This is a genomic window from Kitasatospora indigofera, assembly GCF_014655955.1.
In the GTDB taxonomy this organism is placed as follows: domain Bacteria; phylum Actinomycetota; class Actinomycetes; order Streptomycetales; family Streptomycetaceae; genus Kitasatospora; species Kitasatospora indigofera.
This window is the reverse complement of the sequence record NZ_BNBO01000031.1, coordinates 16661-40854: the sequence shown is the minus strand read 5'-3', so window position 1 is coordinate 40854 and position 24194 is coordinate 16661. Positions and strand designations below refer to the sequence as shown.

At 74.9% G+C, this 24194-nt stretch carries 19 protein-coding genes and 2 pseudogenes; 10 read left to right on the top strand and 11 right to left on the bottom strand.

Annotated features, from left to right (window positions below; genetic code table 11):
- The first annotated feature begins 35 nt into the window (after positions 1 to 35).
- From IE329_RS24305 to IE329_RS24295, 3 genes are all read left to right on the top strand, one after another.
- Entirely contained in the window at positions 36 to 779 is a 744-nt protein-coding gene (locus IE329_RS24305; protein WP_229927711.1) for an ABC transporter ATP-binding protein, read from the top strand.
- A complete protein-coding gene (locus tag IE329_RS24300) occupies positions 776 to 1513 on the top strand; it encodes an ABC transporter permease (RefSeq protein WP_190213085.1) in 738 nt (245 codons plus the stop codon). The genes IE329_RS24305 and IE329_RS24300 overlap by 4 nt, the downstream gene beginning before the upstream one ends.
- An 81-nt stretch (positions 1514 to 1594) precedes the next feature.
- Positions 1595 to 2275, top strand: a complete 681-nt coding sequence (locus tag IE329_RS24295) for a PH domain-containing protein (RefSeq protein ID WP_190213084.1) — start codon at positions 1595 to 1597, stop codon at positions 2273 to 2275.
- A 99-nt stretch (positions 2276 to 2374) separates the two neighbouring features.
- Here IE329_RS24295 and IE329_RS24290 read toward each other — a convergent pair whose 3' ends face one another.
- From IE329_RS24290 to IE329_RS24280, 3 genes are all read right to left on the bottom strand, one after another.
- Positions 2375 to 4075, bottom strand: coding sequence for a phospho-sugar mutase (locus IE329_RS24290; RefSeq protein WP_190213083.1), 1701 nt, complete (start codon positions 4073 to 4075; stop codon positions 2375 to 2377).
- A 188-nt stretch (positions 4076 to 4263) separates the two neighbouring features.
- A complete protein-coding gene (locus IE329_RS24285; RefSeq protein ID WP_190213082.1) occupies positions 4264 to 5097 on the bottom strand; it encodes a purine-nucleoside phosphorylase in 834 nt (277 codons plus the stop codon).
- Positions 5098 to 5439: 342 nt separating this feature from the next.
- A complete protein-coding gene (locus IE329_RS24280) occupies positions 5440 to 5877 on the bottom strand; it encodes a gamma-glutamylcyclotransferase (protein WP_073924190.1) in 438 nt (145 codons plus the stop codon).
- A gap of 113 nt (positions 5878 to 5990) precedes the next feature.
- On the opposite strand from IE329_RS24280, the pseudogene IE329_RS24275 reads away from it, so the two are divergent.
- Positions 5991 to 7478: pseudogene (locus IE329_RS24275) on the top strand (NAD(P)H-quinone dehydrogenase); the annotation flags it as partial.
- Positions 7479 to 7713: 235 nt separating this feature from the next.
- Positions 7714 to 8637, top strand: coding sequence for a DeoR/GlpR family DNA-binding transcription regulator (locus tag IE329_RS24270; RefSeq protein ID WP_461782306.1), 924 nt, complete (start codon positions 7714 to 7716; stop codon positions 8635 to 8637).
- 46 nt (positions 8638 to 8683) lie between these two features.
- On the opposite strand, the gene IE329_RS24265 is transcribed toward IE329_RS24270, so the two are convergent.
- The 7 genes from IE329_RS24265 to IE329_RS24240 all read right to left on the bottom strand — a co-directional run bounded on the left by IE329_RS24265 (position 8684) and on the right by IE329_RS24240 (position 16153).
- Positions 8684 to 10042 (bottom strand): esterase-like activity of phytase family protein, encoded by a 1359-nt coding sequence (locus tag IE329_RS24265; RefSeq protein ID WP_190213079.1) that lies wholly within the window; start codon positions 10040 to 10042, stop codon positions 8684 to 8686.
- A gap of 427 nt (positions 10043 to 10469) precedes the next feature.
- A complete protein-coding gene (locus IE329_RS24260; protein WP_190213078.1) occupies positions 10470 to 12245 on the bottom strand; it encodes an acetyl/propionyl/methylcrotonyl-CoA carboxylase subunit alpha in 1776 nt (591 codons plus the stop codon).
- Positions 12246 to 12464: 219 nt separating this feature from the next.
- On the bottom strand, positions 12465 to 13250 hold the full coding sequence (locus tag IE329_RS24255) for a hypothetical protein (protein ID WP_190213077.1): 786 nt from the start codon (positions 13248 to 13250) through the stop codon (positions 12465 to 12467).
- Between the two features lie 168 nt (positions 13251 to 13418).
- Positions 13419 to 14018: a nucleoside triphosphate pyrophosphatase gene (locus tag IE329_RS24250; protein ID WP_190213076.1), complete on the bottom strand. Its 600-nt coding sequence runs from the start codon at positions 14016 to 14018 to the stop codon at positions 13419 to 13421.
- Positions 14019 to 14079: 61 nt separating this feature from the next.
- Positions 14080 to 14205, bottom strand: a complete 126-nt coding sequence (gene mmpB / locus IE329_RS41585) for a morphogenic membrane protein MmpB (protein WP_268257311.1) — start codon at positions 14203 to 14205, stop codon at positions 14080 to 14082.
- A gap of 116 nt (positions 14206 to 14321) precedes the next feature.
- On the bottom strand, positions 14322 to 14540 hold the full coding sequence (locus IE329_RS24245; protein WP_190213075.1) for an acyl-CoA carboxylase subunit epsilon: 219 nt from the start codon (positions 14538 to 14540) through the stop codon (positions 14322 to 14324).
- A gap of 23 nt (positions 14541 to 14563) precedes the next feature.
- A complete protein-coding gene (locus IE329_RS24240) occupies positions 14564 to 16153 on the bottom strand; it encodes an acyl-CoA carboxylase subunit beta (protein WP_190213074.1) in 1590 nt (529 codons plus the stop codon).
- A 350-nt stretch (positions 16154 to 16503) separates the two neighbouring features.
- On the opposite strand from IE329_RS24240, the gene IE329_RS24235 reads away from it, so the two are divergent.
- From IE329_RS24235 to IE329_RS24220, 4 genes and pseudogenes are all read left to right on the top strand, one after another.
- Entirely contained in the window at positions 16504 to 17418 is a 915-nt protein-coding gene (locus IE329_RS24235) for a biotin--[acetyl-CoA-carboxylase] ligase (protein WP_190213073.1), read from the top strand.
- A gap of 185 nt (positions 17419 to 17603) precedes the next feature.
- Positions 17604 to 18716, top strand: a complete 1113-nt coding sequence (locus tag IE329_RS24230) for an adenylate/guanylate cyclase domain-containing protein (protein WP_229912654.1) — start codon at positions 17604 to 17606, stop codon at positions 18714 to 18716.
- A gap of 390 nt (positions 18717 to 19106) precedes the next feature.
- Positions 19107 to 20234: pseudogene (locus IE329_RS40820) on the top strand (GGDEF domain-containing protein); the annotation flags it as partial.
- A gap of 861 nt (positions 20235 to 21095) precedes the next feature.
- Positions 21096 to 21425 carry a hypothetical protein gene (locus tag IE329_RS24220; protein ID WP_190213071.1) on the top strand — a complete coding sequence of 110 codons (330 nt, stop codon included), beginning with the start codon at positions 21096 to 21098 and terminating at the stop codon, positions 21423 to 21425.
- A 155-nt stretch (positions 21426 to 21580) separates the two neighbouring features.
- Here the strand turns inward: IE329_RS24220 and fdhD are convergent, their stop codons facing one another.
- Positions 21581 to 22456, bottom strand: a complete 876-nt coding sequence (gene fdhD / locus IE329_RS24215) for a formate dehydrogenase accessory sulfurtransferase FdhD (RefSeq protein ID WP_190213070.1) — start codon at positions 22454 to 22456, stop codon at positions 21581 to 21583.
- Positions 22457 to 22600: 144 nt separating this feature from the next.
- On the opposite strand from fdhD, the gene hutH reads away from it, so the two are divergent.
- The gene (gene hutH / locus IE329_RS24210; protein ID WP_190213069.1) at positions 22601 to 24184 is read left to right on the top strand and encodes a histidine ammonia-lyase; all 1584 of its coding nucleotides are present in this window, start codon (positions 22601 to 22603) and stop codon (positions 24182 to 24184) included.
- Positions 24185 to 24194 lie beyond the last annotated feature (10 nt).

Below are 24194 nucleotides of genomic sequence, written 5' to 3'. Positions count from 1 at the left end.
TTGACGCCACGGGTCTGCGGCGAGAAACTCATCACATGATGAATTCACTCGCGGGCGAACCTCCCGCGATCCGCGTCACGGCGCTCAACGTGCTGCGCGGCGGCCGGAGCGTCCTGCACGACCTGGCCCTCGAAGTCCCCCGGGGCTCGATCACCGGCCTGCTCGGCCCCAGCGGCTGCGGCAAGACCACCCTGTTGCGCGCGATCGTCGGCGTCCAGCGGACCGCCTCCGGCCAGGTGGAGGTGCTCGGCCTGCCCGCCGGCACCGCCGGCCTGCGCCACCGGGTCGGCTACGTCACCCAGGCGCCCTCCGTCTACGGCGACCTCAGCGTCCTGGAGAACCTCCGCTACTTCGCCACCGTCCTCGGCGCCCCCAAGGGCGACCCGGAACGCGTCGTCGCCGCCGTCGGCCTGGCCGGCCACGAGCACGACCTGGCCGCCCGGCTCTCCGGCGGCCAGCGCGCCCGGGTCTCGCTGGCCGCCGCGCTGCTCGGCCGGCCCGAGCTGCTGATCCTGGACGAACCCACCGTCGGCCTCGACCCGGTGCTCCGCCAGGACCTCTGGCGGCTCTTCCGCGACCTCGCCGACCACGGCAGCACCCTGCTGGTCTCCAGCCACGTCATGGACGAGGCCTCGCGCTGCGACCGCCTGCTGCTGATGCGCGAGGGCCGCCTGCTGGCCGACGACACCCCCGCCGAACTGCTGCGCCGCACCGGCGCCGCCGACGTCGACAGCGCCTTCCTCACCCTGGTGGCGGGCAGAACGGAAGCAGTGGCATGAACCTCGCCCGTACCACCGCCACCGCCCGCCGGGTGCTCGCCCAGCTGCGCCACGACCCGCGCACCATCGCGCTGCTGCTGGTCGTGCCCTGCCTGCTGCTCACCCTGCTGCGCTTCATGTACGACGGCCAGCCGCAGGCCTTCGACCGGGTCGGCGCCGCACTGCTCGGCATCTTCCCGCTGCTGGTGATGTTCCTGGTCACCTCGGTGGCGATGCTCCGCGAGCGGACCACCGGCACCCTGGAGCGGCTGCTCACCATGCCGCTCGGCAAGCTCGACCTGCTGCTCGGCTACGCCCTGGCGTTCGGTGTCGTCGCGCTCGTCCAGGCCGCGCTGGCCTCCGCGCTCACCCTCGGCCTGCTCGGGCTGGACGTCGCCGGGCCGACCTGGCTGCTGTTCGCCGTCGCCCTGGGCGACGGGCTGCTCGGCATGGCCCTCGGCCTGCTGGTGTCCGCCTTCGCCGCCACCGAGTTCCAGGCGGTGCAGTTCCTGCCCGCCGTGATCCTGCCGCAGCTGCTGCTCTGCGGGCTGTTCGTGCCGCGCGACAGCATGGCCTCCGGCCTGCGCGGGCTCTCCGACGTGCTGCCGCTCTCCTACGCGGTGGACGCCATGAGCAGGATCACCACCACCGCCGGGACGGGCGGCCCGCTGCTGCGGGACCTCGCGGTGATCGCGGGCTCGGCCCTGCTCGCCCTCGCCCTCGGGGCCGCCACCCTGCGCCGCCGGACGGCGTGAACCGGCGGCCGGCGCTGTGACCTCGGCCCGGGCCCCCTCGACCCCTGTGGATCGGGGGGCCCATGGGGCAGAATCGACGCCATGACCGATTCAGACGGCACGCCCCACCAGGGCTCCGCCGCCCCCGAAGGCGAGCCCGTGTACGCCGACCGCGTGTACCGCTCCGTTCCCGGCATCATCTCCGGTGTCATGCTGCTGGCCATCGCCGGCTGGCTGATCATCGACGCCGTTCTCACCGGCACCGGCAAGACGCCGTGGGTCGCGCTGGCGGCGGTGCCGGTGTTCGCGGCCCCGGTCGTCGCCTACACGCTGCGCCCCGCCGTCCTGGCCGACGACCGGCGGCTGCTGGTCCGCAACCCGCTGCGGACCGTCCACGCGCCCTGGGCCTCGGTCGAGGGACTGCGCGCCGGGTACTCGGTCGAACTCTTCGCCAGCGGCAAGAAGTACCAGGTGTGGGCCGTGCCGGTGTCGCTGCGCCAGCGCAAGCGGGCCAACCGGCTGGCGGCCCGCAGCGCCGCCTCGGGCGACCCGCACGCCTCCCGGCTGGGGTCGCTGGTCCGCCCGAGCATGCCCGTGCTGCCGGGCGCGCCGGACCCGAACCGGGCCTACTCCGACCAGGTCGTCGCGGTGCTGCAGGAGCTCGCCGAGCGCAACGGCGGCCGGCCGGACGCCGCCGGCGAGGCGACCGCCACCTGGTGCTGGTGGGTCATCGCGCCGACCCTGGCCGGGCTGGTCGCCCTGATCGCGGTGATCGCGGCCTGACCCGCCCCGCCCCGGACGCACCCGGGCCCGGCCGACAGGACTGCGTCGGCCGGGCCCGTTGCCGTGCGGGGTGTTCCGCGGGGCGGGGTGCTCCGGAGGTCAGGCCTCGATGCCCGCGGCCTCGGCGAGGTCCCGCTTGATGCTGGCCAGCACGCCGGCCGCCGCCTCCCGGGCCGCGCCGAGCGCCTCGGCGGAACCGACCGGCAGGACCACCTCCAGGTAGCACTTGAGCTTGGGCTCGGTGCCGGAGGGGCGCACCACGATCCGGGCCGAGCGGACGCCCTCGCCCGCCAGCCGGTAGCGCAGGCCGTCCGTGGGCGGCAGGTCGGCGGAGCCGGCCGTCAGGTCGTCCGCCTGGGTGACCCGGAGCCCGGCCAGCACGGTCGGCGGCTGCTCGCGCAGCCGGCGCATGGCGTCGGTGATCAGCGACAGGTCGCTCACCCGGACGGAGAGCTGGTCGGTGGCGTGCAGCCCGTGCTCGACGGCCAGGTCGTCGAGCAGGTCGGTGAGGGTGCGCCCGGCCCGCTTGAGGCCGGCGGCCAGCTCGGCCACCAGCAGGGCGGCGCTGATGCCGTCCTTGTCGCGGACGCCCTCCGGGTCGACGCAGTAGCCGAGCGCCTCCTCGTAGCCGTAGCGCAGGCCCTCGGCGCGGGAGATCCACTTGAAGCCGGTCAGCGTCTCGGCGTAGCCGAGGCCGGCGGCGGCCGCGATCCGGCCGAGCAGGGTGGAGGAGACGATGGTGGTGGCGAAGGTGCCGGCGGCCTTCTTGGCCACCAGGGCCTCGCCGAGCAGCGCGCCCACCTCGTCGCCGCGCAGCATCCGCCAGCCGCTCCCGGCGGCCGGGTCGGGGACGGCCACCGCGCAGCGGTCGGCGTCGGGGTCGTTGGCGATGACGATGTCGGGGCCGGCCGCGGCGGCGGTCCGGAAGGCCAGGTCCATCGCCCCGGGCTCCTCCGGGTTGGGGAAGGCCACGGTCGGGAAGTCGGGGTCGGGCTCGGCCTGCTCGGCGACCACGGTCGGGGCGGGGAAGCCGGCCTTGGCGAAGGCGGCGACCAGGACGTCCCGGCCGACCCCGTGCAGCGGGGTGTAGACGACGTCGAGGTCGCGCGGGCCGCCAGGTTCGAGGACGCCGGCGGCGCGGGCCAGGTACGCCTCGACGACCTCCTCGCCGAGCACCTCCCAGCCGTCCTCGGCGCGCGGGACGTCGGCCAGCGCGACGACGGCGTCGATCTCGTCGGCGATGCCGGCGTCGGCGGGCGGGACGATCTGCGCGCCGTCGCCCAGGTAGACCTTGTAGCCGTTGTCCTGCGGCGGGTTGTGGCTGGCGGTGACGGTGACGCCGGCGGCCGCGCCCAGGTGCCGGACGGCGAAGGCCAGGACGGGGGTCGGCAGCGCGCGCGGCAGCAGGGCGGCGCGCAGGCCGGCGCCGACCACGACGGCGGCGGTGTCGCGGGCGAAGTCGTACGACTTGTGGCGGGCGTCGTAGCCGATCACCACGAGGTCGCCCAGCTGCTCGCGCCTGACGTAGGCGGCGAGGCCGGCGGCGGCGCGGATCACCACCGCGCGGTTCATCCGCATCGGGCCGGCGCCGAGTTCGCCGCGCAGGCCGGCGGTGCCGAACTGGAGCCGGCCGGCGAAGCGCTCGCTCAGCTGGGACCAGGCGATCCGGTTGCCGGACTCGGTCTCGCCCTCCGCCTCGGCCAGCAGGGCCGACAGCTCCTCGCGGGTCTGCGGGTCGGGGTCCTCGGCCAGCCAGGCCCGGGCCCGGGCGAGGAGGTCGGTGGTGGGTGCCTGGGTCATCGCTTCCAGCTCCAACGGGGAAGTCGTGCGGATGTCGGCAGGTTCGCCGGGGGACGCCGGGGACGGGGTCCGGGGGCGGTCGGGCCCGGGGCCGGCGAAGGCGCGCGGGCAGGGGGCGGGCGGACCGACGGGGTCCGCGGGACGCGTCCCGCGGACCCCGTCAGTGATGATTCTGCGCCGCGGGCGGCTCAGATCCGCTCAAGGACCTTCGCCAGCAGCGCGCCCATGCGCTCGGCGGAGGCCTTGCCGGCCTCCAGCACCTCGGCGTGGTTGAGCGGCTCGCCGGTGATGCCGGCCGCCAGGTTGGTGACCAGGGAGATGCCGAGCACCTCGGCGCCGGCCTCGCGGGCGGCGATGGCCTCCAGCGTGGTGGACATGCCGACCAGCTCGCCGCCGATCACCCGGGCCATGTGCACCTCGGCCGGGGTCTCGTAGTGCGGGCCGCGGAACTGCACGTAGACGGCCTCGTCGAGGGACGGGTCCACCTCGCGGCACAGCTCGCGCAGCCGCTTGGAGTAGAGGTCCGTCAGGTCGACGAAGTTGGCGCCGACGATCGGGGAGTCCGCGGTGAGGTTGATGTGGTCGCTGATCAGGACCGGCTGGCCGGGGACCCAGCCCTCGCGCAGCCCGCCGCAGCCGTTGGTGAGCACGATGGTCCCGCAGCCGGCGGCGGCGGCGGTGCGCACGCCGTGCACCACGGTGGCCACGCCGTAGCCCTCGTAGTAGTGGTTGCGGCCGAGGAAGATCAGGGCGCGCCGGTCGCCGTCCGGGCCGGGGATCCGCACCGAGCGGATCTTGCCGGAGTGGCCGGCCACGGCCGGGGCGGGGAAGCCGGGGAGCTCGGTGACCGCGAACTCGGCCACCGTCTCTCCGAGGGCGTCGGCGGCGGGCACCCAGCCGGAGCCCATCACCAGGGCGACGTCGTGGCGCTCGGCACCGGTCAGCTCGCGCAGGCGCTCGGCGGCGGCCTGGGCGGCGGCATAGGGGTCGGCGGAGACGACCGACTGAGGAGATACGTTCACGGGTCCGAGGATAGACGGGAATCGACTACGCGCGTAGAAAACCCTCCCAGGCCATGCCGGATTGTTACCCGGATGACCCAAAAGCACAGGTCGAGGCCGGATCTGACCGTGCCCTTCCGGCGATACCCACAAACGTGGACGCCCCGGCGGGGGCGGGCGTCGCGCCGACGGGCGCCGCGCGGCGGCGGGGCCGGTGGGTGCGGGCGGCGCCGGCGGGCGTGCTCCGGGGCGGGGACGGTGGGCGCGCGGGTGCTCGGCCGGTGGGCGGCGCGGGTGCGGCGGGCCGGCGGGCGGCGCGTAACGGGTGTGCGCGGGCAGCCGGCGGGCCGGCCCCGGGAGCCGTCAGCAGGGCCGGCGGCGCAGGTCCAGCACGTAGTCGTGGGGGGCGCCGGCGCTCTCGGCCGCGTCCGCGATCAGCCCGAGGTAGCGGGCGGCGGGCAGGCCGCCCTCGTAGTCGTTCAGGACGTACGTCCAGACCTGGATGTCGCCGTCCAGGGTGTGCGCCCGCAGCTTCATCTTGCGGTAGATGCCGAGCTGCACGCCCTCCCAGCGGTCCAGCCCCTCCTCGTCCATCGGCGCGACGTCGTAGAGCGAGACGAAGACCTGCTCCTTCTCGTCCTCCACCACCGTGGCCAGCGAGCCCTCCCAGCCGAGCTGCTCGCCGCCGAAGGTCAGCCGCCAGCCGTCCAGCCAGCCGGTGCCGCGCAGCGGGGAGTGCGGAGCACGGCGGGTCATCTGCCGGGCATCGAGGTTGGTGGCATACGCGGCGTAGAGGGGCATGGGCGTCAGCCTACGGGAGTTGAACGCGGGAACCGGCCGGGGGGAGCGTTCACCGGTGCGCCGGGGCCGCCGCCGGCCGGACGGTCGCCCACTGTTCGCGGAGCAGCCGTGACCCCGGCGTGGCGGCGGGGTCGGCGTGCGGGACAATGGTGCACGTGACTCGGATCGTGATCATCGGTGGCGGACCTGGCGGATACGAGGCAGCCCTGGTGGCGGCCCAGCTCGGCGCGGAGGTGACCGTCGTCGACCGCGACGGCCTCGGCGGATCGGCGGTGCTCACGGACTGCGTGCCGTCGAAGACGCTGATCGCGACCGCGGAGGTGATGACCACCTTCGACAGCTCGTACGAGGAACTCGGCATCATCGTCGCGGACGACACGCCCCCGGTCGAGGGCTCGGCCCGGGTCGTCGGCGTGGACCTCGGCAAGGTCAACCGACGCGTCAAGCGCCTGGCGATCGCGCAGTCGCACGACATCACCCAGTCCGTGACCCGGGCCGGCGTGACGGTGCTGCGCGGCAAGGGCCGGCTCGGCGGCGGCGGGCAGGCCGCGGACGGCTCCCGCGAGGTGCTGGTGGACGGCCCCGACGGCGGCGTCCAGACGCTGCGCGCGGACGCGGTGCTGATCGCCACCGGCGCCCACCCGCGCGAGCTGCCCGACGCGCAGCCCGACGGCGAGCGGATCCTGTCCTGGACCCAGGTCTACGACCTGGAGGAGCTGCCGCGCGAGCTGATCGTGGTCGGCTCCGGCGTCACCGGCGCCGAGTTCGCCGGCGCGTACCAGGCGCTCGGCTCCAAGGTCACGCTGGTCTCCAGCCGCGACCGGGTGCTGCCGGGCGAGGACCCGGACGCGGCCGAGGTGCTGGAGGAGGTCTTCCGCCGTCGCGGCATGAACGTGATGGGCCGCTCGCGGGCCGAGGGCGCCAAGCGCGTCGGCGACCACGTGGAGGTCTCGCTCGCCGACGGCCAGGTGATCCGGGGCACGCACTGCCTGATGGCGGTCGGCTCGATCCCCAACACCGCGGAGATGGGCCTGGAGGAGGCCGGGGTCAAGCTCAACGACTGGGGCCAGATCCAGGTCGACCGGGTCTCCCGCACCAGCGCCCCGGGCGTCTACGCGGCCGGCGACTGCACCGGCGTCTTCATGCTGGCCTCGGTGGCCGCGATGCAGGGCCGGATCGCGATGTACCACGCGCTGGGCGACGCGGTGCAGCCGCTGAACCTCAAGACGGTGGCCTCCAACGTCTTCACCGACCCGGAGATCGCCACGGTCGGCTACACCGCCGCCGACGTCTCCTGCGGGAAGATGGACGCGGTCGAGGTGAAGCTCCCGCTGCGCGGCAACCCGCGGGCCAAGATGCAGGGCATCCGGGACGGCTTCGTCAAGCTGTTCTGCCGTCCGGGCACCGGCATCGTGGTCGGCGGTGTCGTGGTGGCGCCGCGCGCCAGTGAACTGATTCACCCGATTTCGCTCGCGGTGGACGCCAATTTGACGGTCGAACAGGTGGCCAGTGCGTTCACGGTCTACCCGTCGGTGTCCGGTTCCACCGCCGAGGCCGCCCGGCAGTTGCACATCCGCAAGCGGGCCGAGGGCGAATCCTGAGCGGGGAACCAGCAGTTGGGGCGGCCGTCGTGGGGCGGCCGCCCGCTCCGCGCGCCGGCGCATCACCCGTACGGCGGGCGTGCTCCCCGGGGCCTGACGGCGCGTAGTGTACGGTCACGCGCCGCCCTTGTGTGAGCAATTCCCGTTACCAGGAGCAAACGCCTGAAAGCAGACGGTCATTCAGGTTACCGTCGGTTCTGTGTTTGCAGCAGAACGTCGCCAGTTGATCCTCGAAATGGTGCGCGCCAACGGAGCAGTGTCGCTCCGTGAACTGGCCCGCGTCGTCCAGACCTCCGAAGTGACCGTCCGCAGGGACGTACGGGCACTGGAGGCAGAAGGGCTCCTCGACCGCCGTCACGGCGGCGCGGTGCTCCCCGGCGGCTTCAGCCGCGAACCCGGATATCCGCAGAAGACCCATCTCGCCGCCGCCGAGAAGAGCGCCATCGCCGATCTCGCGGCCGGTCTGGTGGCCGAGGGCGACGCCGTCGTGGTGGGCGCCGGCACCACCACCCAGGAGCTGGCCCGCCGGCTCGCCCGGGTGCCGGGGCTGACGGTGGTGACCAACTCCCTGCTGGTCGCCCAGGCCCTGGCGCACGCCAACCGGGTGGAGGTGGTGATGACCGGCGGCACCCTCCGGGGCTCCAACTACGCCCTGGTCGGCAGCGGCGCCGAGCAGTCGCTGCACGGGCTGCGGGTCTCCAAGGCCTTCATCTCCGGCAGTGGGCTGACCGCCGAGCGCGGGCTGTCGACCACGAACATGCTCTCCGCGAGCGTGGACCGGGCTCTGGTGCAGTCGGCCGCCGAGGTCATCGTCCTCGCCGACCACACCAAGCTCGGCGCGGACACCATGTTCCAGACCGTCCCGACCGACGCCATCACCCGCCTGGTGACGGACGAGCACGCCACCGCGGACGACCCCACCGCCCGTCAGCTGGACGCGCTGGCCGACTGCGGGGTGCAGATCGACGTCGCCCCGCTCGGGCTGCCGGTCGAGCAGCCGGTGCACGGCACCGGCCCGGTGCAGCACCAGGCCCCGCTCGGCGTCGGCCCGCGCCGGGCCGCCCCGCCGCCGCCCGGTGCCGCGCCGCTGCCCGGCCAGCGCCGCCCCGGCGCGCACAGCGGCATGATCGTCCGCCCGCTCGCCACCGGGCGCCCCTGACCCGGGGCCGGGCGGGCCCGCCGGTCCGGGGCGGGCCGCCGGTGCGTCAGTCCCCGCGCGGGAAGGGGAAGGTACGGCCGTACGAGCCCCAGAGCCGTATGTCGCGGCCGTCCGTCCGGCCGTCGCCGTTCAGGTCGCCGGCCCGGCCGGAGCGGAGCAGCCGCCGCAGGTCCGCCCGGTCGACGCACCCGTCGTGGTCGACGTCCGGGCTGTGCACGGCCAGCAGCCCCGGGCGGACGGCCAGCAGGTGGAAGGCCGTGCCGGGGCTGCCGAAGGCGCCGGCGCTGTCGTCGCTGACCAGCACCAGGGAGCGGGAGCCGTCGGCCAGCCGGGGCCCCCAGGTGAGGCCCTCGACGTTGTCGGGGGCGACCCCGGCCGTCGCGAAGTCGAACAGCAGCCGCTTGGGCATCACCCGCTCGCTGCCGGCCAGCGCCGCCCGGCCGTTCACGTCGGTGGCGCCGACCGTGGTGGTCCACCAGATCCGGATGCCGAAGTCGGTGCCGGACTTCGCGGTCCGCTCGACCACCAGGTAGTCGGTCTCGTTGACCGCGAGGATCTCCGACGCGCCCCGCCGGGTGCCGGCCGGCACCGGACCGGCGTCGGTCGGCGGGCCGAGCGGGTAGACGAACTCGCCCAGCGGGCGCCCGTCGGCGCGGCCCTGCACCAGCAGGCGGGAGCGGCTGCCGGCGGCGGCGGTCGGCGCCGGACCGTCCTGGACCAGCGAGCCCTCGGTCAGGGTGACCACCTTGGAGCCGTCCAGGGAGAGGGCCAGCCCCTCGAAGGCCTGGTGGGCGCGGACCCCGGAGACCGGCGTGCCGTCCGCCCCGAGCACCGGCCGGTACGCCGCCGGCAGCGGCAGCTCGCGCCGGTGGCCGCCGTCCGTGGCCGCCTCGCGGACGAACGGCGGCAGGCCGGCCGCCGCGTCGCCCTCACCGGCCCACAGCAGGCCCTTGCCGCCGGGTGCCCAGCGGATCGCCTCCGGGTCCACCGTCCGCCGCGGGAGCGGCTTGCCGTCGGGGCCGGACAGGACCGTGCTGCCGGCCGGCTGCGGGGTGCGGACCGCGAAGCCCTTGGCGTCCAGCGGCAGGCGCAGGACGTGGAGCCGGGCCGGGGCCGGCTCGGAGCGGTCACCGCTGAGGGCCACGTAACGCCCGGAGCGCGGGTCGTAGTCGATCCCGGACACGCCGCCGAAGGGCACCCCGTCCAGCACGGTGCCCACCGGGACGGTGATGGTGTCCAGCAGCCGGACGTCCGGGCGGTGGCCGCCGTCGGCGCCGCGGGCCGGCCGCTCCGCCGTGGGCGCCGCCGTGGCCGGCCCGCCGCCCAGGCAGAGGACGGCGAGGACGAGCGAGCCGGCGGCCGCCGCGCGGCGGTGGTGCGGACGGGGGCCTTGGGGCTGGGGCATGGACGACTCCGGAGGAGCGGACCCGGCGCGGGCCGGCCCCTCGGCCGTGGGCACGGGGAGTGCGGCCGGCGCGGGGACCGGCGGGTGGGGCGAGCTGGGTGGGGCCCGCGGCGGCGCGCGGCCGCCCGGACGCGGAACGCCCGGCGGCGGGGTGGCCGTCCGCCCGGCGATGACGGGTGCGCCGCCGGGCCCGTGCCGGGGCCCCGGTACGACGCGCCGTCAATCTAGCGGAAGGGTAGGGCGCGAGCCGAGCCGGAGCATGACGGCGGGATGAATTCGGCCGGAAGCAGACGTCGCCGGGGAGTGTCACGGCGCCCGGCGGGCACCCCGCCGGCCGGCCGGGGGGCGGGAGCGGCCGCCCCGGGGAACGCCCGGGCGGCCCGCACACCCGGAGGTGTACGGGCCGCCCGATGGCGCGGATCCCGCGTCAGTTGTCCTTGATCTCGCAGAGCGCGGCGCCACTGCTGACGCTCGCGCCGACCTCGGCCTTCAGGCCGACGATCGTGCCGGCCTTGTGCGCGTTCAGCGGCTGCTCCATCTTCATCGCCTCCAGGACGACGATCAGCTCGCCCTCGGCGACGACCTGGCCCTCCTCGACGGCGACCTTGACGATGGTGCCCTGCATCGGCGACGCCAGGGTGTCACCGCTGACCGCCGAGCCCGCCTTCTTGGCGCCGACCCGGCGCTTGGCCTTGGCGCCCGAGGCGCCGGCGGCCGGGGCGGCCGAGACGCCGAGGGACGAGGGCAGCGAGACCTCGATCCGCTTGCCGCCGACCTCGACCACCACGGTCTCGCGGGCGTCGGCCTCGTCGGCCTCGCCGCCCGCGCCCGAGAACGCCGGGATGGTGTTCTGGAACTCGGTCTCGATCCAGCGGGTGAAGACCGTGAAGGGCCCCTCGCCGCCGTGCACCTCCGGCGCGAACGCCGGGTCGGTGACCACGGCCTGGTGGAACGGGATGGCCGTGGCCATGCCCTCCACCTTGAACTCGGCCAGCGCACGCGCGGCGCGCTGCAGCGCCTGCTTGCGGGTGGCGCCGGTGACGATGAGCTTCGCCAGCAGCGAGTCCCAGGCCGGGCCGATGACCGAGCCGGTCTCGACGCCGGCGTCCAGCCGGACGCCCGGGCCGGACGGCGGCGCGAACAGCGTGACGTTGCCGGGGGCGGGCAGGAAGCCGCGGCCCGGGTCCTCGCCGTTGATCCGGAACTCGATCGAGTGACCGCGCACCGCCGGGTCGTCGTACCCCAGCTCCTCGCCGTCGGCGATCCGGAACATCTCGCGGACCAGGTCGATCCCGGTGACCTCCTCGGAGACCGGGTGCTCGACCTGCAGACGGGTGTTGACCTCCAGGAAGGAGATCAGGCCGTCCTGCGACACCAGGAACTCGCAGGTGCCCGCGCCGACGTAGCCGGCCTCGCGCAGGATGGCCTTGGACGCCCGGTACAGCTCGGCGTTCTGCTCGGCGGTCAGGAACGGCGCGGGCGCCTCCTCGACCAGCTTCTGGTGGCGGCGCTGCAGCGAGCAGTCACGGGTGGAGACGATCACCACGTTGCCGTGCTGGTCGGCCAGGCACTGGGTCTCGACGTGCCGCGGCTTGTCGAGGTACTGCTCGACGAAGCACTCGCCGCGGCCGAAGGCGGCGACCGCCTCGCGGACGGCCGAGTCGTACAGCTCGGGGATCTCCTCCAGCGTGCGGGCGACCTTGAGGCCGCGGCCGCCGCCGCCGAAGGCCGCCTTGATGGCGACCGGCAGGCCGTGCTCGGTGGCGAAGGCGACGACCTCGTCGGCGCCGGAGACGGGCTCCGGGGTGCCGGCGACCAGCGGGGCACCGGCGCGCTGCGCCACGTGCCGGGCGGTGACCTTGTCACCGAGGTCGCGGATGGCCTGCGGCGGCGGGCCGATCCAGGTCAGGCCCGCGTCGATGACGGCCTGGGCGAAGTCGGCGTTCTCGGAGAGGAAGCCGTAGCCCGGGTGGACGGCGTCCGCACCCGAGTCGGCGGCTGCCTTCAGCACCTTGGCGATGTCCAGGTAGCTGGTGCCGGGGGTGTCGCCGCCGAGCGCGTACGCCTCGTCGGCCGCGCGGACGTGCAGCGCATCCCGGTCCGGCTCGGCGTAGACGGCGACGCTGGCGATACCGGCATCCGAGCAGGCCCGGGCGACGCGGACGGCGATTTCTCCGCGGTTGGCGATGAGCACCTTGCGCACAATGGCTCCCTTCTTGAACCTCGTCGAGTCTAGGGATTACAGGGTGGTACCGGCGAGTAGCCCAAGGTGGTGAGCTATCCCACACGGAGGGTGACGCGATTGCGTGACCGGTCGGGCACGGAACGGGACGCTCCGCAGGTCGTGGATGGTGACAGTGTCAGGCCTGGGCCTTGAGAGGTGGTCGCGCCGTCGCCCCGCCGTGCCGTGGCCTTCGCCACATCATGTCGACGGCGCCGGGGCCTGGGCCGGCACGGCGGCCGGCGTGGCGGGCGCCTCGGGCGGGGCCAGGGCCTTACGGGTGACGTCCGCGACCAGTTCGACCAGGTCCGGGCCGTAGGCGGTGGAGTTGACCAGCCGCAGCACCAGCGCGAACGTCCCGTCGGTGCCGTAGGTACGGGCCAGCTTCCGGTGGTTGGCCACCAGGTAGCGGACGGCGGCGTGGTTGGACGTCGCGGTCTGGCCGGCGATCAGGAAGGCGGGCCGGCCGCCGTGGCCGGTCTGGATCCGCGCCAGCAGCGCGTAGACCCGGCCGCCGGAGGTCCGCGAGGGGCTCTCGAAGGCGTACTCCTCGGCGCCGACCACGAGGCTCATCTCGTGGTGCTTGACCGGGTCCTCGGCGAACCTGACGCCCGGTAGCCAGGAGGCCAGGTGGGCGGCGGTCCGGTCGTTGCTGGCGGGCCCGCCGAGGCAGAACTCGGCCTTGTGGCCCAGCCCTTGGCGCACTTCGTCGTGGGTGACCAGTTCGGCCTGCGCGCCGCACTCCTTCACCAGGGCGGACAGTTCCATCAGGGCGAACACGTCGTTGCGCGAGACGCTCTTCGAACTGTTCGACGCGGTGTGCCGGTTGACCACCAGCAGGCACTCCGACCCGCCGGGCATGCCGAAGAACTCGCGGACCCGGCCGAGCCGTCGCCGGCGGCGCAGGTTCTGGGCGAGCCAGCCGAGCGAGGCGCTGATCGCGGTGGCGACCAGGCCGAGCACCACGTTGAGCACGCTGTCGGTCATCCCTGCATGTCCTCTCCGGGTCGGCGGCCCGGCCAGCCTATCGGCGTGGTCCGGTCAAAGGGGCTGGATCACCGGCACAGATGTCCGGCCGGGTCTCTGTCGGAATCGGCAGGGGCGGGGCAGCCCGGATGTGTTCCGGGGCCCTGGCGCGCCGCCGCCCGGTCCCGGTCAGACCCAGAGGTCGGTGATCCGCACCCCGAGATCGGCGAGCAGCCGGCGCAGCAGCGGCAGCGACAGGCCGATCACGTTGCCGGGGTCGCCGTCGATCCCCTCGACGAACGGCGCCGAGCGGCCGTCCAGGGTGAACGCGCCGGCCACGTGCAGCGGCTCGCCGGAGGCGATGTACGCGGCGACCTCGTCGTCGTCCGGGGTGCCGAACCGGACGGTGGTGGAGGCGGTGGCCGAGGACTGCCGGCCGGTGGCGGTGTCGATCACGCAGTGCCCGGTGCGCAGCACGCCGGAGCGGCCGCGCATCGACTGCCAGCGGGCGAGCGCCTCGGTGGCGTCGGCGGGCTTGCCGAGCGCCTCGCCGTCCAGCTCCAGGACGGAGTCGCAGCCGATCACCAGCTCCCCGCCGGCGAGTTCGGCCGCGACGGCCTTGGCCTTGGCCTCGGCGAGCACCAGGGCCAGTTCGGAGGGCGTGGCGGCGGTGACGGCGTCCTCGTCGACCCCGCTGACGACCACCCGCGGGTCGAGGCCGGCTTGGCGCAGCAGTCCGAGCCGGGCGGGGGAGGCGGAGGCGAGCACGAGGGTGCGGCGGTCGGTCATGGGCACCAGGGTAGGGGGTGCCCGGCGGCCGCCGGCCGCGCCGTGGGGGCGCACGGCCCGCTCAGAGCATCAACAGGACGGCCATCACCAGGGCGAGGACCGCGAGCAGCGGTCCGGCACGGCGCAGCCGTTCCTGCAGTTGACGAGTGTCGGGGGAGGGCTCGTCGCGGGGGTCTGACCAGAGCACTTCTCCAGGGTGCGCCGCGCGGCCTGCGGGGCGCCTGAGTATCCGTACTCAGGTTTCGGGGCAATCCGGGCCATCCGGCCCGGACCGCCCCGGGTCATGCGGTGCGACGGGCCCGGTCAGCGGGCCCAGCCCGAGGTGCGCCAGACGTCCGGGCCCGGCTTCGGGGTGGTGCGCAGGCGCCGGGCGCGGTCGTTCCAGGGGGTCGCCGGGCCGGCACCGGCGCGGGCCGCCCCGGCGGCGGCCTGCGTGGCGGCGGCCCGGGCTGAGACCACCGCCAGGACGGTGGCCAGCTCCTCGGGGGTCGGCTGCCCGTGCAGCACGTGGATCGGGGCCATGCTCAATCCTCTCCCAAACCCGCTCACAGGGGAATGTTGCCGTGCTTCTTCGGCGGCAGGGTCTCGCGCTTGCCGCGCAGGGCCCGCAGGCCGCGGACGATGTGCCGGCGGGTCTCGGAGGGCGCGATGACCGCGTCCACGTAGCCGCGCTCGGCCGCCAGGTAGGGGTTGAGCAGGGTGTCCTCGTAGGAGGCGAGCAGCTCGGCGCGCTTCTCCTCGGCCTGCCCGGCGGCCTCGGCCTCGGCGATCTCGCGGCGGTGCAGGATGTTGACCGCGCCCTGGGCGCCCATCACGGCGATCTGCGCGGTCGGCCAGGCCAGGTTGAGGTCGGCGCCGAGGTGCTTGGAGCCCATCACGTCGTAGGCGCCGCCGAAGGCCTTGCGGGTGATCACGGTGATCAGCGGGACGGTGGCCTCGGCGTAGGCGTAGATCAGCTTGGCGCCGCGCCGGATGATGCCGTCCCACTCCTGGCCGGTGCCGGGCAGGAACCCGGGCACGTCGACGAAGGTCAGCACCGGGATGTTGAAGCTGTCGCAGGTGCGCACGAAGCGCGCGGCCTTCTCGCTGGCCGCGATGTCCAGGCAGCCGGCCAGGTCCATCGGCTGGTTGCCGACGATGCCGACCGGGTGGCCCTCGACCCGGCCGAAGCCGGTGAGGATGTTGCCCGCGTACAGCGCCTGGGTCTCCAGGAACTCGCCGTCGTCCAGGACGTGCTCGATCACCTTGTGCATGTCGTACGGCTGGTTCGCCGAGTCCGGCACGATGGTGTCGAGTTCGAGGTCCTCGTCGGTGACGGTGAGGTCGGCCTCCTCGGGGTAGGCCGGCGGGTCGCTCAGGTTGTTGGAGGGCAGGTACGAGAGCAGGCTCTTGACGTACTCGATGGCCTCCTTCTCGTCGGCGGCCAGGTGGTGCGCCACGCCGGACTTGGCGTTGTGGGCGCGGGCGCCGCCCAGCTCCTCCATGCCGACGTCCTCGCCGGTGACGGTCTTGATCACGTCCGGGCCGGTGATGAACATGTGCGAGGTCTGGTCGGCCATCACCACGAAGTCGGTGATCGCGGGGGAGTACACCGCGCCGCCCGCGCACGGGCCCATGATCAGCGAGATCTGCGGGATCACCCCGGAGGCGTGCACGTTGCGGCGGAAGATCTCGCCGTACAGGCCGAGCGAGACCACGCCCTCCTGGATCCGGGCGCCGCCGGAGTCGTTGATGCCGATGACCGGGCAGCCGGTCTTCAGCGCGAAGTCCATCACCTTGACGATCTTCTCGCCGAACACCTCGCCGAGCGAGCCGCCGAACACGGTGAAGTCCTGCGCGAAGACGGCGACCTGACGGCCGTCCACGGTGCCGTAGCCGGTGACGACGCCGTCGCCGTACGGGCGGTTCTTCGCCTGACCGAAGTTGGTCGAGCGGTGCCGCGCGAACTCGTCGAACTCCACGAAGGAGCCCTCGTCCATCAGCTCCACGACCCGCTCACGGGCCGTCAGCTTGCCCTTGGCGTGCTGCTTCTCCACGGCCGCGGCCGAGCCGGAGTGCACCGCCTCGTCGAGCCTGCGCCGTAGGTCGGCGAGCTTGCCGGCGGTGGTGTGCGGGTCGTACGACGCCTCGGTCATCCGGTGGCTCTCCCTGATCCATGGGCCGCGACCTGTCAGTACTGGGGTGAGGGCAGGGCGGCGCAACGAACTACCGTTGAGTAGCGTAGCCAGCGCGGACCGTTTCCCGTTATGGCCAGCGACACAGTGTGTTAACGAGCGTTATGCGGGACGATGGGGCGGACTGCGCGCCGGTGCCGGCGCCCGTCACCATCCTGTCCCGGCCGCCCGCCGGCCCGCCGTTGCAACGCGCGGTCACCGACACCGCCCGTGCTCATCCGTGCCGGCCGCCCGGGTGGCGCCGTCACCCGCGGTCACCGGACCGGGCCGCCTGCGTGCCGCCGTCACCCGCCGCCTCTAGGCTCGGCCCCATGAGCGAGTCACTGAGCGAACCTGCCGACGAGTCCGCCCCCCGCCGCAGCGGACTGCGCGGCTTCGGCGGCGCCGGGCCGTCCCCGTGGACCGACCTGGACCGCCCGCCGCTGGACGCCACGGCGCTGCGCCACGACCTGCTGGGCCCCGGCGGCTTCTGGACCTCCGTCGACGTGGTCGCCCGGACCGGCTCCACCAACACCGACCTGGCCGCCCGCGCCCGCGAGGGCCTGCCCGAGGGCGCGGTGCTGATCGCCGAGGAGCAGAGCGCGGGGCGCGGCCGGCTGGAGCGCACCTGGACGGCGCCGGCCCGCTCCGGGATCTTCCTCTCCGTCCTGCTGCGCCCCGCCGCCGTCCCGGTGGAGCGCTACGGCTGGCTGCCGATCCTGGTCGGCGTGGCGGCCGCCAGCACGCTCGGCCGGGTCGCCGAGGTGGACGTCTCGCTGAAGTGGCCCAACGACCTCCAGGTGACGATCGACGGCACCGAGCGCAAGATCGGCGGCATCCTCACCGAACTCGGCGGCGGCGCCGTGGTCGCGGGCCTGGGGATCAACGTCTCGCTGCGGGCCGACGAACTGCCCGTCCCGGCCGCCGCCTCGCTGCTGCTGGCCGGCGCCGCCGTCACCGAGCGCGACACCCTGCTGCGGGCCCTGCTGCGCGAGTTCGCCGACCTGTACCGGGAGTGGACGGCCGCCGCCGGCGACCCGCAGGCGAGCGGACTGCTGCCCGCGTACACCGACCGTTGCGCCACCCTCGGCCGGGCCGTCCGGGTCCAGCTGCCGGGCGGGCGCGAGCTGGTGGGCGAGGCGGTGGCGATCGACGGCGACGGCCGTCTGGTGGTCCGGACGGCCGACGGGACCCGGCAGCCGGTCGCGGCCGGGGACGTCGTACACGTACGGCCGGAGAGTGGCTGAGTCGGTACCCCCGGGCCCGCCCGCCCTGGGCGGATGCCCCGGATTACGCGATTTCGTGCGAACATTCCACCTGGCAGCGGTGTGAGGCGCGCCACTACCCCCCGGGGTGGGCGGTGTGCGCCACCGCCGGGGAAGTCGAGTAGGCGGGACATGAGCGAGTGCGGCGACCGCACGGGGACGGACCGGTGGCAGAGGACGGCAACGGCGGCGCCAAGGCGGATCCGGACGACCAGACGGTCGCGCTGGATCTTGAGCGGCTGATCCTGGACGCACCACGCCGCTACACCCCGTACCAGGCCGCCCGGGCCGCCGATGTGCCGATGGAGCTGGCCACCCGCTTCTGGCGGGCGATGGGCTTCCCGGACATCGGGCAGTCCCGGGCGCTGACCGACGGCGACGTGATCGCCCTGCGCCGGCTGGCCGGCCTGGTGGAGTCCGGGCTGCTGAGCGAGTCGATGGCGATCCAGGTGGCGCGCTCCACCGGCCAGACCACCGCCCGGCTGGCCGGCTGGCAGATGGACACCTTCCTGGACAGCCTGACCCAGGCCGTCGAACCGGGCCTGACCCGCGCCGACGTCGCCTACCCGCTGGTCGAACTCCTGCTGCCGGAGCTGGAGCAGTTCCTGGTCTACGTCTGGCGCCGGCAGCTGGCGGCCGTCACCGGCCGGGTGGTGCAGGCGGCCGAGGACGCCGAGATCACCAGCGGCCGGCTGGCCGTCGGCTTCGCCGACCTGGTCGGGTTCACCCGGCTGTCGCGCCGGCTGGAGGAGGAGGAGCTCGGCGAGCTGGTCGAGACCTTCGAGAACACCTGCTCGGACCTGATCGCGGGCCTCGGCGGCCGGGTCATCAAGACCCTCGGCGACGAGATCCTGTACGTCTCGGAGGACCCGGTGACGGCCGCCGAGATCGCGCTCGGCCTGGTCGAGACGCTGGCGGACGACGACACGATGCCCGAGCTGCGGGTCGGTCTCGCCTTCGGCACCGTGACCTCCCGGATGGGCGACGTGTTCGGCACCACGGTGAACCTGGCCAGCCGGCTCACCTCGATCGCGCCCAAGGACGCGGTGCTGATCGACGGCGAGTTCGCGGCCGTGCTGGAGCAGAACGGCAGCGTCGCGCCCGCGGAGCTGGACGGCCCGGACCTCGCCGACGCCATCTCGGCCGCGGCCGGACTGCCGGTCGGGGTGGACGTCAACGCCGGGCACCGGTTCCGGCTGCAGCCGATGTGGCGCCGCCCGGTGCGCGGGCTCGGCCTGGTCGAGCCCTGGCTGCTCTCGCGCCGGGTCCGCACGGACTGACGGCCGCGGGGCGGCTCTGCCGCTGCGTCCAGGGCCGGGCCGCCGGACTCCGGGGCCGCCGGGCTCCGGGAGCGACCGGCGCCGGCCGTACGCCTGACGCCCCCGGCGTACGCGCAACGACTGAAGCCGTGGCGCGGCCGGACGCGTCGTCCCGGACAAATGGGGCATACGCCCGGCAAGTCGCCCTAGTCTTGGGGCACCGGAGTCGTGCCCGGCCGAGGCGGTGACCGTGGCGGCACCCACGACGACCGGACGACCACACGAACGACCCACGACCGACCACAGGATCGAGGCGAGCCGGTGAGCGGTGAGGCCAGCGTCACGGACCGCGAGCAGTCCGCGCCCTCCCCCGACCTGCGGCTGCAGTCGGTGGTCGAGCTGGCCCAGGACATGGCCGGCGCCCTCACCCCGCTGGAGGCCGTCCGGGTCGCCGCCGTCCGCGCCACCGCCGCCCTCGACGCCACCATGGCGGCCGTCTCGGTCTGGGACCGCGAGTCCGGCCGGCTGCGGGTGCTGGTCAACCACGGCGAGCTGGCGCCGGGGGAGGAGGAGCTGCCGGAGGACGAGTCCTACCCGGTCGCGGACTTCCCCGAGATCGTCACCTACCTGGAGGAGCGCTGGACCACCGGCCGGCTGCCGCGCGCCTGGCTGCAGACCGCCGGCCCGGCCGGACCCGAGGACGGCGCCGAACCCGCCGGCCACGCCCAGCCGGGCGCCGGCGCGTTCCGCCAGCACCGCGCGGCCGGGCTGCGCCGGCGCGGGCGCGAGTGCTGCCTGGTCGCGCCGATCGTGCTGCACGGTCAGGCCTGGGGCGAGCTGTACCTGGCCCGCACCGCCGGTCTGCCGGTGTTCACCGAGGCCGACGCCGACTACGCCACCCTGCTCGCCGCCCAGATCTCGGCCGGCCTCGCCCAGACCGAACGGCTCGCCGACCTGCGCCGGCTCGCCTTCACCGACCCGCTCACCGGACTGGCCAACCGGCGCGCCGTCGACGCCCGGCTGGAGAGCGCGCTGGAGGCCCACAACCGGGACCACACCGTCGTCTCGCTGGTGGTCTGCGACGTCAACGGCCTGAAGCGGGTCAACGACCAGCTCGGCCACGAGGTCGGCGACCGGCTGCTGGAACGATTCGCCCACCAGCTCTCGCTGGGCGCCGCCAAACTCCCCGGCAGCCTCGCGGCCCGGCTCGGCGGCGACGAGTTCTGCCTGCTCGCGGAGGGCCAGAAGGCGGACGAGGTGGTCGCCGTCGCCGAGGAGCTCTGCGCCCGGGCGCTCGCCCTGGCCGAGGGCGAGGGCGTGGCCTGCGGCGTCGCCTCCACCGGCGACTCGATCGGCCCGGTCACCACCCCCGACCGGCTGTTCCGGCTCGCCGACGCCGCCCAGTACCGCGCCAAGGCCGCCCGCGCCGCCCACCCCGTGGTGGCCGGCCGCAGCCACGGCCCCGGCTTCACCCCCGACCCGACCGTCCTGCTCGCCGACGCCGCCGACCCGCACCACCGCGCGGACGGCCGCGGCCGCGGCTCCTCCTCGCGCGCCGCCGGGGACCGCCGCCGGATCCGCGGCGCCGCCCACAGCGCCGACCCCGGCCAGCTGCTCACCGCCGTGCTCGCCACCCTCGACCAGGCCGGCGCGGTGCGCTCCCACCACCCCGCCGACACCCTGGGCCGGCTGGCCGGGGTGGCCGAGACCGCCGCCCGGCTGCTGGACGCGGTCGGCTGGTGGATCTCCTACGTCCCGCCGGGCTCGCACCTCATGCGCACCGTCCAGCACGCCGTGTACCGGATGACCAGCGGCCCCAGCAGCTCCCGGGCCGAGACCCAGCGGGCCCAGATCGAGGCCCCGGACGCCATCTTCGACCTGCGCCACTACCCCCTCACCCGGCGCGCCGTCCGCGGCGGCTCCTTCGCCCTGCGGGCCGGCGCGGCCGGCAACGACCCCGCCGAGGAGGCCATGCTGGTGGTCAGCGGCTACCGGGGGATGGTCGCGGCGGGCGGGCAGAACGTGGCCGGCGGCTGGCTGGTCGAACTCTTCGCGGACGACGCGACCCTGCCGCTGGGTCAGGTCGCCTCCGCGATGCGGGCCCTGGTCGCGGTCGCCCTCTCCGGCCCGGCCTCCCCGCCGCCGTCCTGAGCCCGTCCCGCCCGCCGGGTGGCCGGCGCACCGGCCCGGCCCATGAATGAACGGGGGCGGGCGGGGTAGCCGGTGCGTGTCGGTGACCGCTCTGTTCCGGGCAGGTAGCGGTCCGGGAACAGTCGTGGCCGCAGGCCTGTCGCACCGTCGTGGCGCGTGGCACAGTGAGCGCGATCGGCGGCCAAGTGGGCCCGGCCGGATCGGGGAGATGAGTCGATGAGAGCACGTCTGGCTAGTGCGGTCCTGTCCATGACGCTGGCCTTCGGCGGTGCGGCGATCGCCGCGGCCCCGGCGCAGGCCGCGCCCCGTACGGCCGTGGCCGTGTCGGCCCAGGGAGCGCCCGCGCAGGCCGCGCAGGCCGTCCAGGGCGCGCCGGCGGCGGCCCCGGCGAGCGGCAGCACGGTGACCGTCGCCAAGAAGCACACCGAGCTGGCGAAGTCGAAGTCCAAGTCCAAGAAGAAGAAGTCGGGGTTCTTCGGCAAGCTGATCGGCGTGGTCATCGGCATCGTGGTGCTGCTGGTGGTGATCGCCGTGATCATCGCGGTGGTGCTGATGCTCCGTCGCCGCAGCCGCGACTGACGTCCGCCGGCCCGGCCGGGACGTGAGCCGTCCCGCGCCCCCGGCCGTCCGGTCCGCCGTCCCGTCCACCACCGGTGGGCGGGACGGTGTCGTTCCGGGTGGTGCCGTTCCGGGCCGGCGCGTTCCGCCCCCGCTGCCCGGACGCCCGGCGGGCCTCAGCCCCCGTGCGCGTGCTGGTGGACGGGCGGCCCGGCGGGCGCGGGGGCCGGCCCGGCGGTCACCCGGTCGGGGCGGGTGTAGACGTTGGCGCTCTCGCCGCGCAGGAAGCCGACCAGGGTCAGGCCGAGCTCCTCGGCCAGGTCGGCCGCCAGCGAGGACGGCGCCGAGACGGCGGCCAGCAGCGGGACGCCCGCCAGCGCCGCCTTCTGGGTCAGCTCGAACGAGGCCCGGCCGCTGACCAGCAGGAGGTGCCCGGCCAGCGGCAGCCGGCCCTCGCGCAGCGCCCAGCCGATCACCTTGTCCACGGCGTTGTGCCGGCCCACGTCCTCGCGGGCGCAGAGCAGCCGGCCGGTGGCGTCGAAGAGGCCGGCGGCGTGCAGGCCGCCGGTCGAGTCGAAGGTCCGCTGGGCCGCCCGGAGCTGGTCCGGCAGCCCGTAGAGCAGCCGCGGGGCGACCCGCAGCGGGTCGGCGGCGACCGGCCAGCGGACGTGGGTGCGGACCGCTTCGACGGTGTCGCGCCCGCAGAGGCCGCAGGCGCTGGTGGTCAGCAGGTTCCGGTGGGCGGAGAGCGGCAGCGCGGCGCCGCCGCGCAGGGTCGCGTCCACCACGTTGTAGGTGTTGGCGCCGTCCTCGTCGGTGCCCGCGCAGTACCGCAGGGCGGCCAGGGTGTCGCCGGTGTGCACCAGCCCCTCGCCGACCAGGAACCCGGCGACCAGGTCGAAGTCGTCCCCGGGGGTGCGCATGGTGACGGTCAGCGGCTCGCCGCCGACGCGTATCTCCAGCGGTTCCTCCGCCGCCAGCGCGTCCGGCCGCGCGCCGGTCGTGTCCCCGCGCAGCCGGACCACCCGGCGCCGTGCCGTCGCTCGCCCCATCAGTTCTCCGCCTTCGTTCGGTCCGCCCCACCAGCCTGCGCCACTCGGGGGCGGACCGGGTAATCCGGGGTGGCGGCGCGGATCACCCGGCCGGGGTCGCGCCACCGGTTGTCATATCTTCATTCACCTGATGTGATGGTGTATATGGATATGCACAGTGCTGTGGCCCCCGACGCGCCGCTCGTCCGGGTCGGCAAGGCCGACGTCAGCGCCGAGGACGTCCTCGCCGTCGCCCGGGGCAACGCCCGGGTCGAGATCGGCCCGGACGCGCTCGCCGAGATGGCGGCCGCCCGCGCCACCATCGAGGCCCTCGCCGCCGAGCCGCGCCCCGTCTACGGAGTCTCCACCGGTTTCGGTGCGCTCGCCGTCCGCCACATCAGCCCCGAGCTGCGCGCCCAGCTGCAGCGCTCGCTGGTCCGCTCGCACGCCGCCGGCATGGGCCCGGCCGTGGAGCGCGAGGTGGTCCGGGCGCTGATGTTCCTCCGGATGAAGACCCTCGCCTCCGGCCGGACGGGCGTCCGCCCGCTGGTCGCGCAGACCATCGCCGACCTGCTCAACGCCGGCATCACCCCGGTCGTCCGGGAGTTCGGCTCGCTCGGCTGCTCGGGCGACCTGGCGCCGCTCTCGCACTGCGCGCTCGTCCTGATGGGCGAGGGCGTCGCGTACGGCCCGGACGGCACCGAGCGCCCGGCCGGCGAGCTGCTCGCCGAGGCCGGCATCGCCCCGGTCGAGCTGCTGGAGAAGGAGGGCCTGGCCCTCATCAACGGCACCGACGGCATGCTCGGCATGCTGGTGATGGCCATCGCCGACCTGTCCCGCCTGTTCACCACCGCCGACATCACCGCCGCGATGTCGCTGGAGGCCCTGCTCGGCAGCGACAAGGTGCTGGCCCCCGAGCTGCACGGCCCGATCCGCCCGCACCCGGGCCAGGCCCTCAGCGCCGCCAACATGCTCGCCGTGCTCAAGGGCTCCGGCCTCACCGGCCACCACCAGGACGACGCCCCGCGCGTCCAGGACGCCTACTCGATCCGCTGCGCCCCGCAGGTGGCCGGCGCCGGCCGCGACACCCTCGCGCACGCCCAGCTGGTCGCCTCCCGCGAGCTGGCCGCCTCGGTGGACAACCCGGTGGTGCTGGCCGACGGCCGGGTGGAGTCCAACGGCAACTTCCACGGCGCCCCGGTCGCGTACGTGCTGGACTTCCTCGCCATCGCCGCCGCCGACCTCGGCTCGATCTCCGAGCGCCGCACCGACCGGCTGCTCGACAAGGCCCGCTCGCACGGCCTGCCGGCCTTCCTGGCCGACGACCCGGGCGTGGACTCCGGCCTGATGATCGCGCAGTACACCCAGGCGGCGCTGGTCAGCGAGAACAAGCGGCTGGCCGTCCCGGCCTCGGTCGACTCCATCCCGTCCTCCGCGATGCAGGAGGACCACGTGTCGATGGGCTGGTCGGCCGCCCGCAAGCTGCGCCAGGCCGTCGAGAACCTGGGCCGGATCGTCGCGGTCGAGCTGACCGCCGCCGCCCGCGCGCTGGAGATCCGCCGGCAGGCCGACGGCAGCGGACCGCTGGCCCCGGCCACCGCGGCCGCGCTCGCCGCCGCCCGCGAGGCGGGCGTGGGCGGGGCCGGCCGGGACCGCTTCCTCTCGCCGGACCTGGAGGCCGCCGCCGGGCTGGTCGCCTCCGGCGAGCTGGTGCGGGCCGTCGAGCGCGTCACCGGGCCGCTGGCCTGATCCGTCCCGG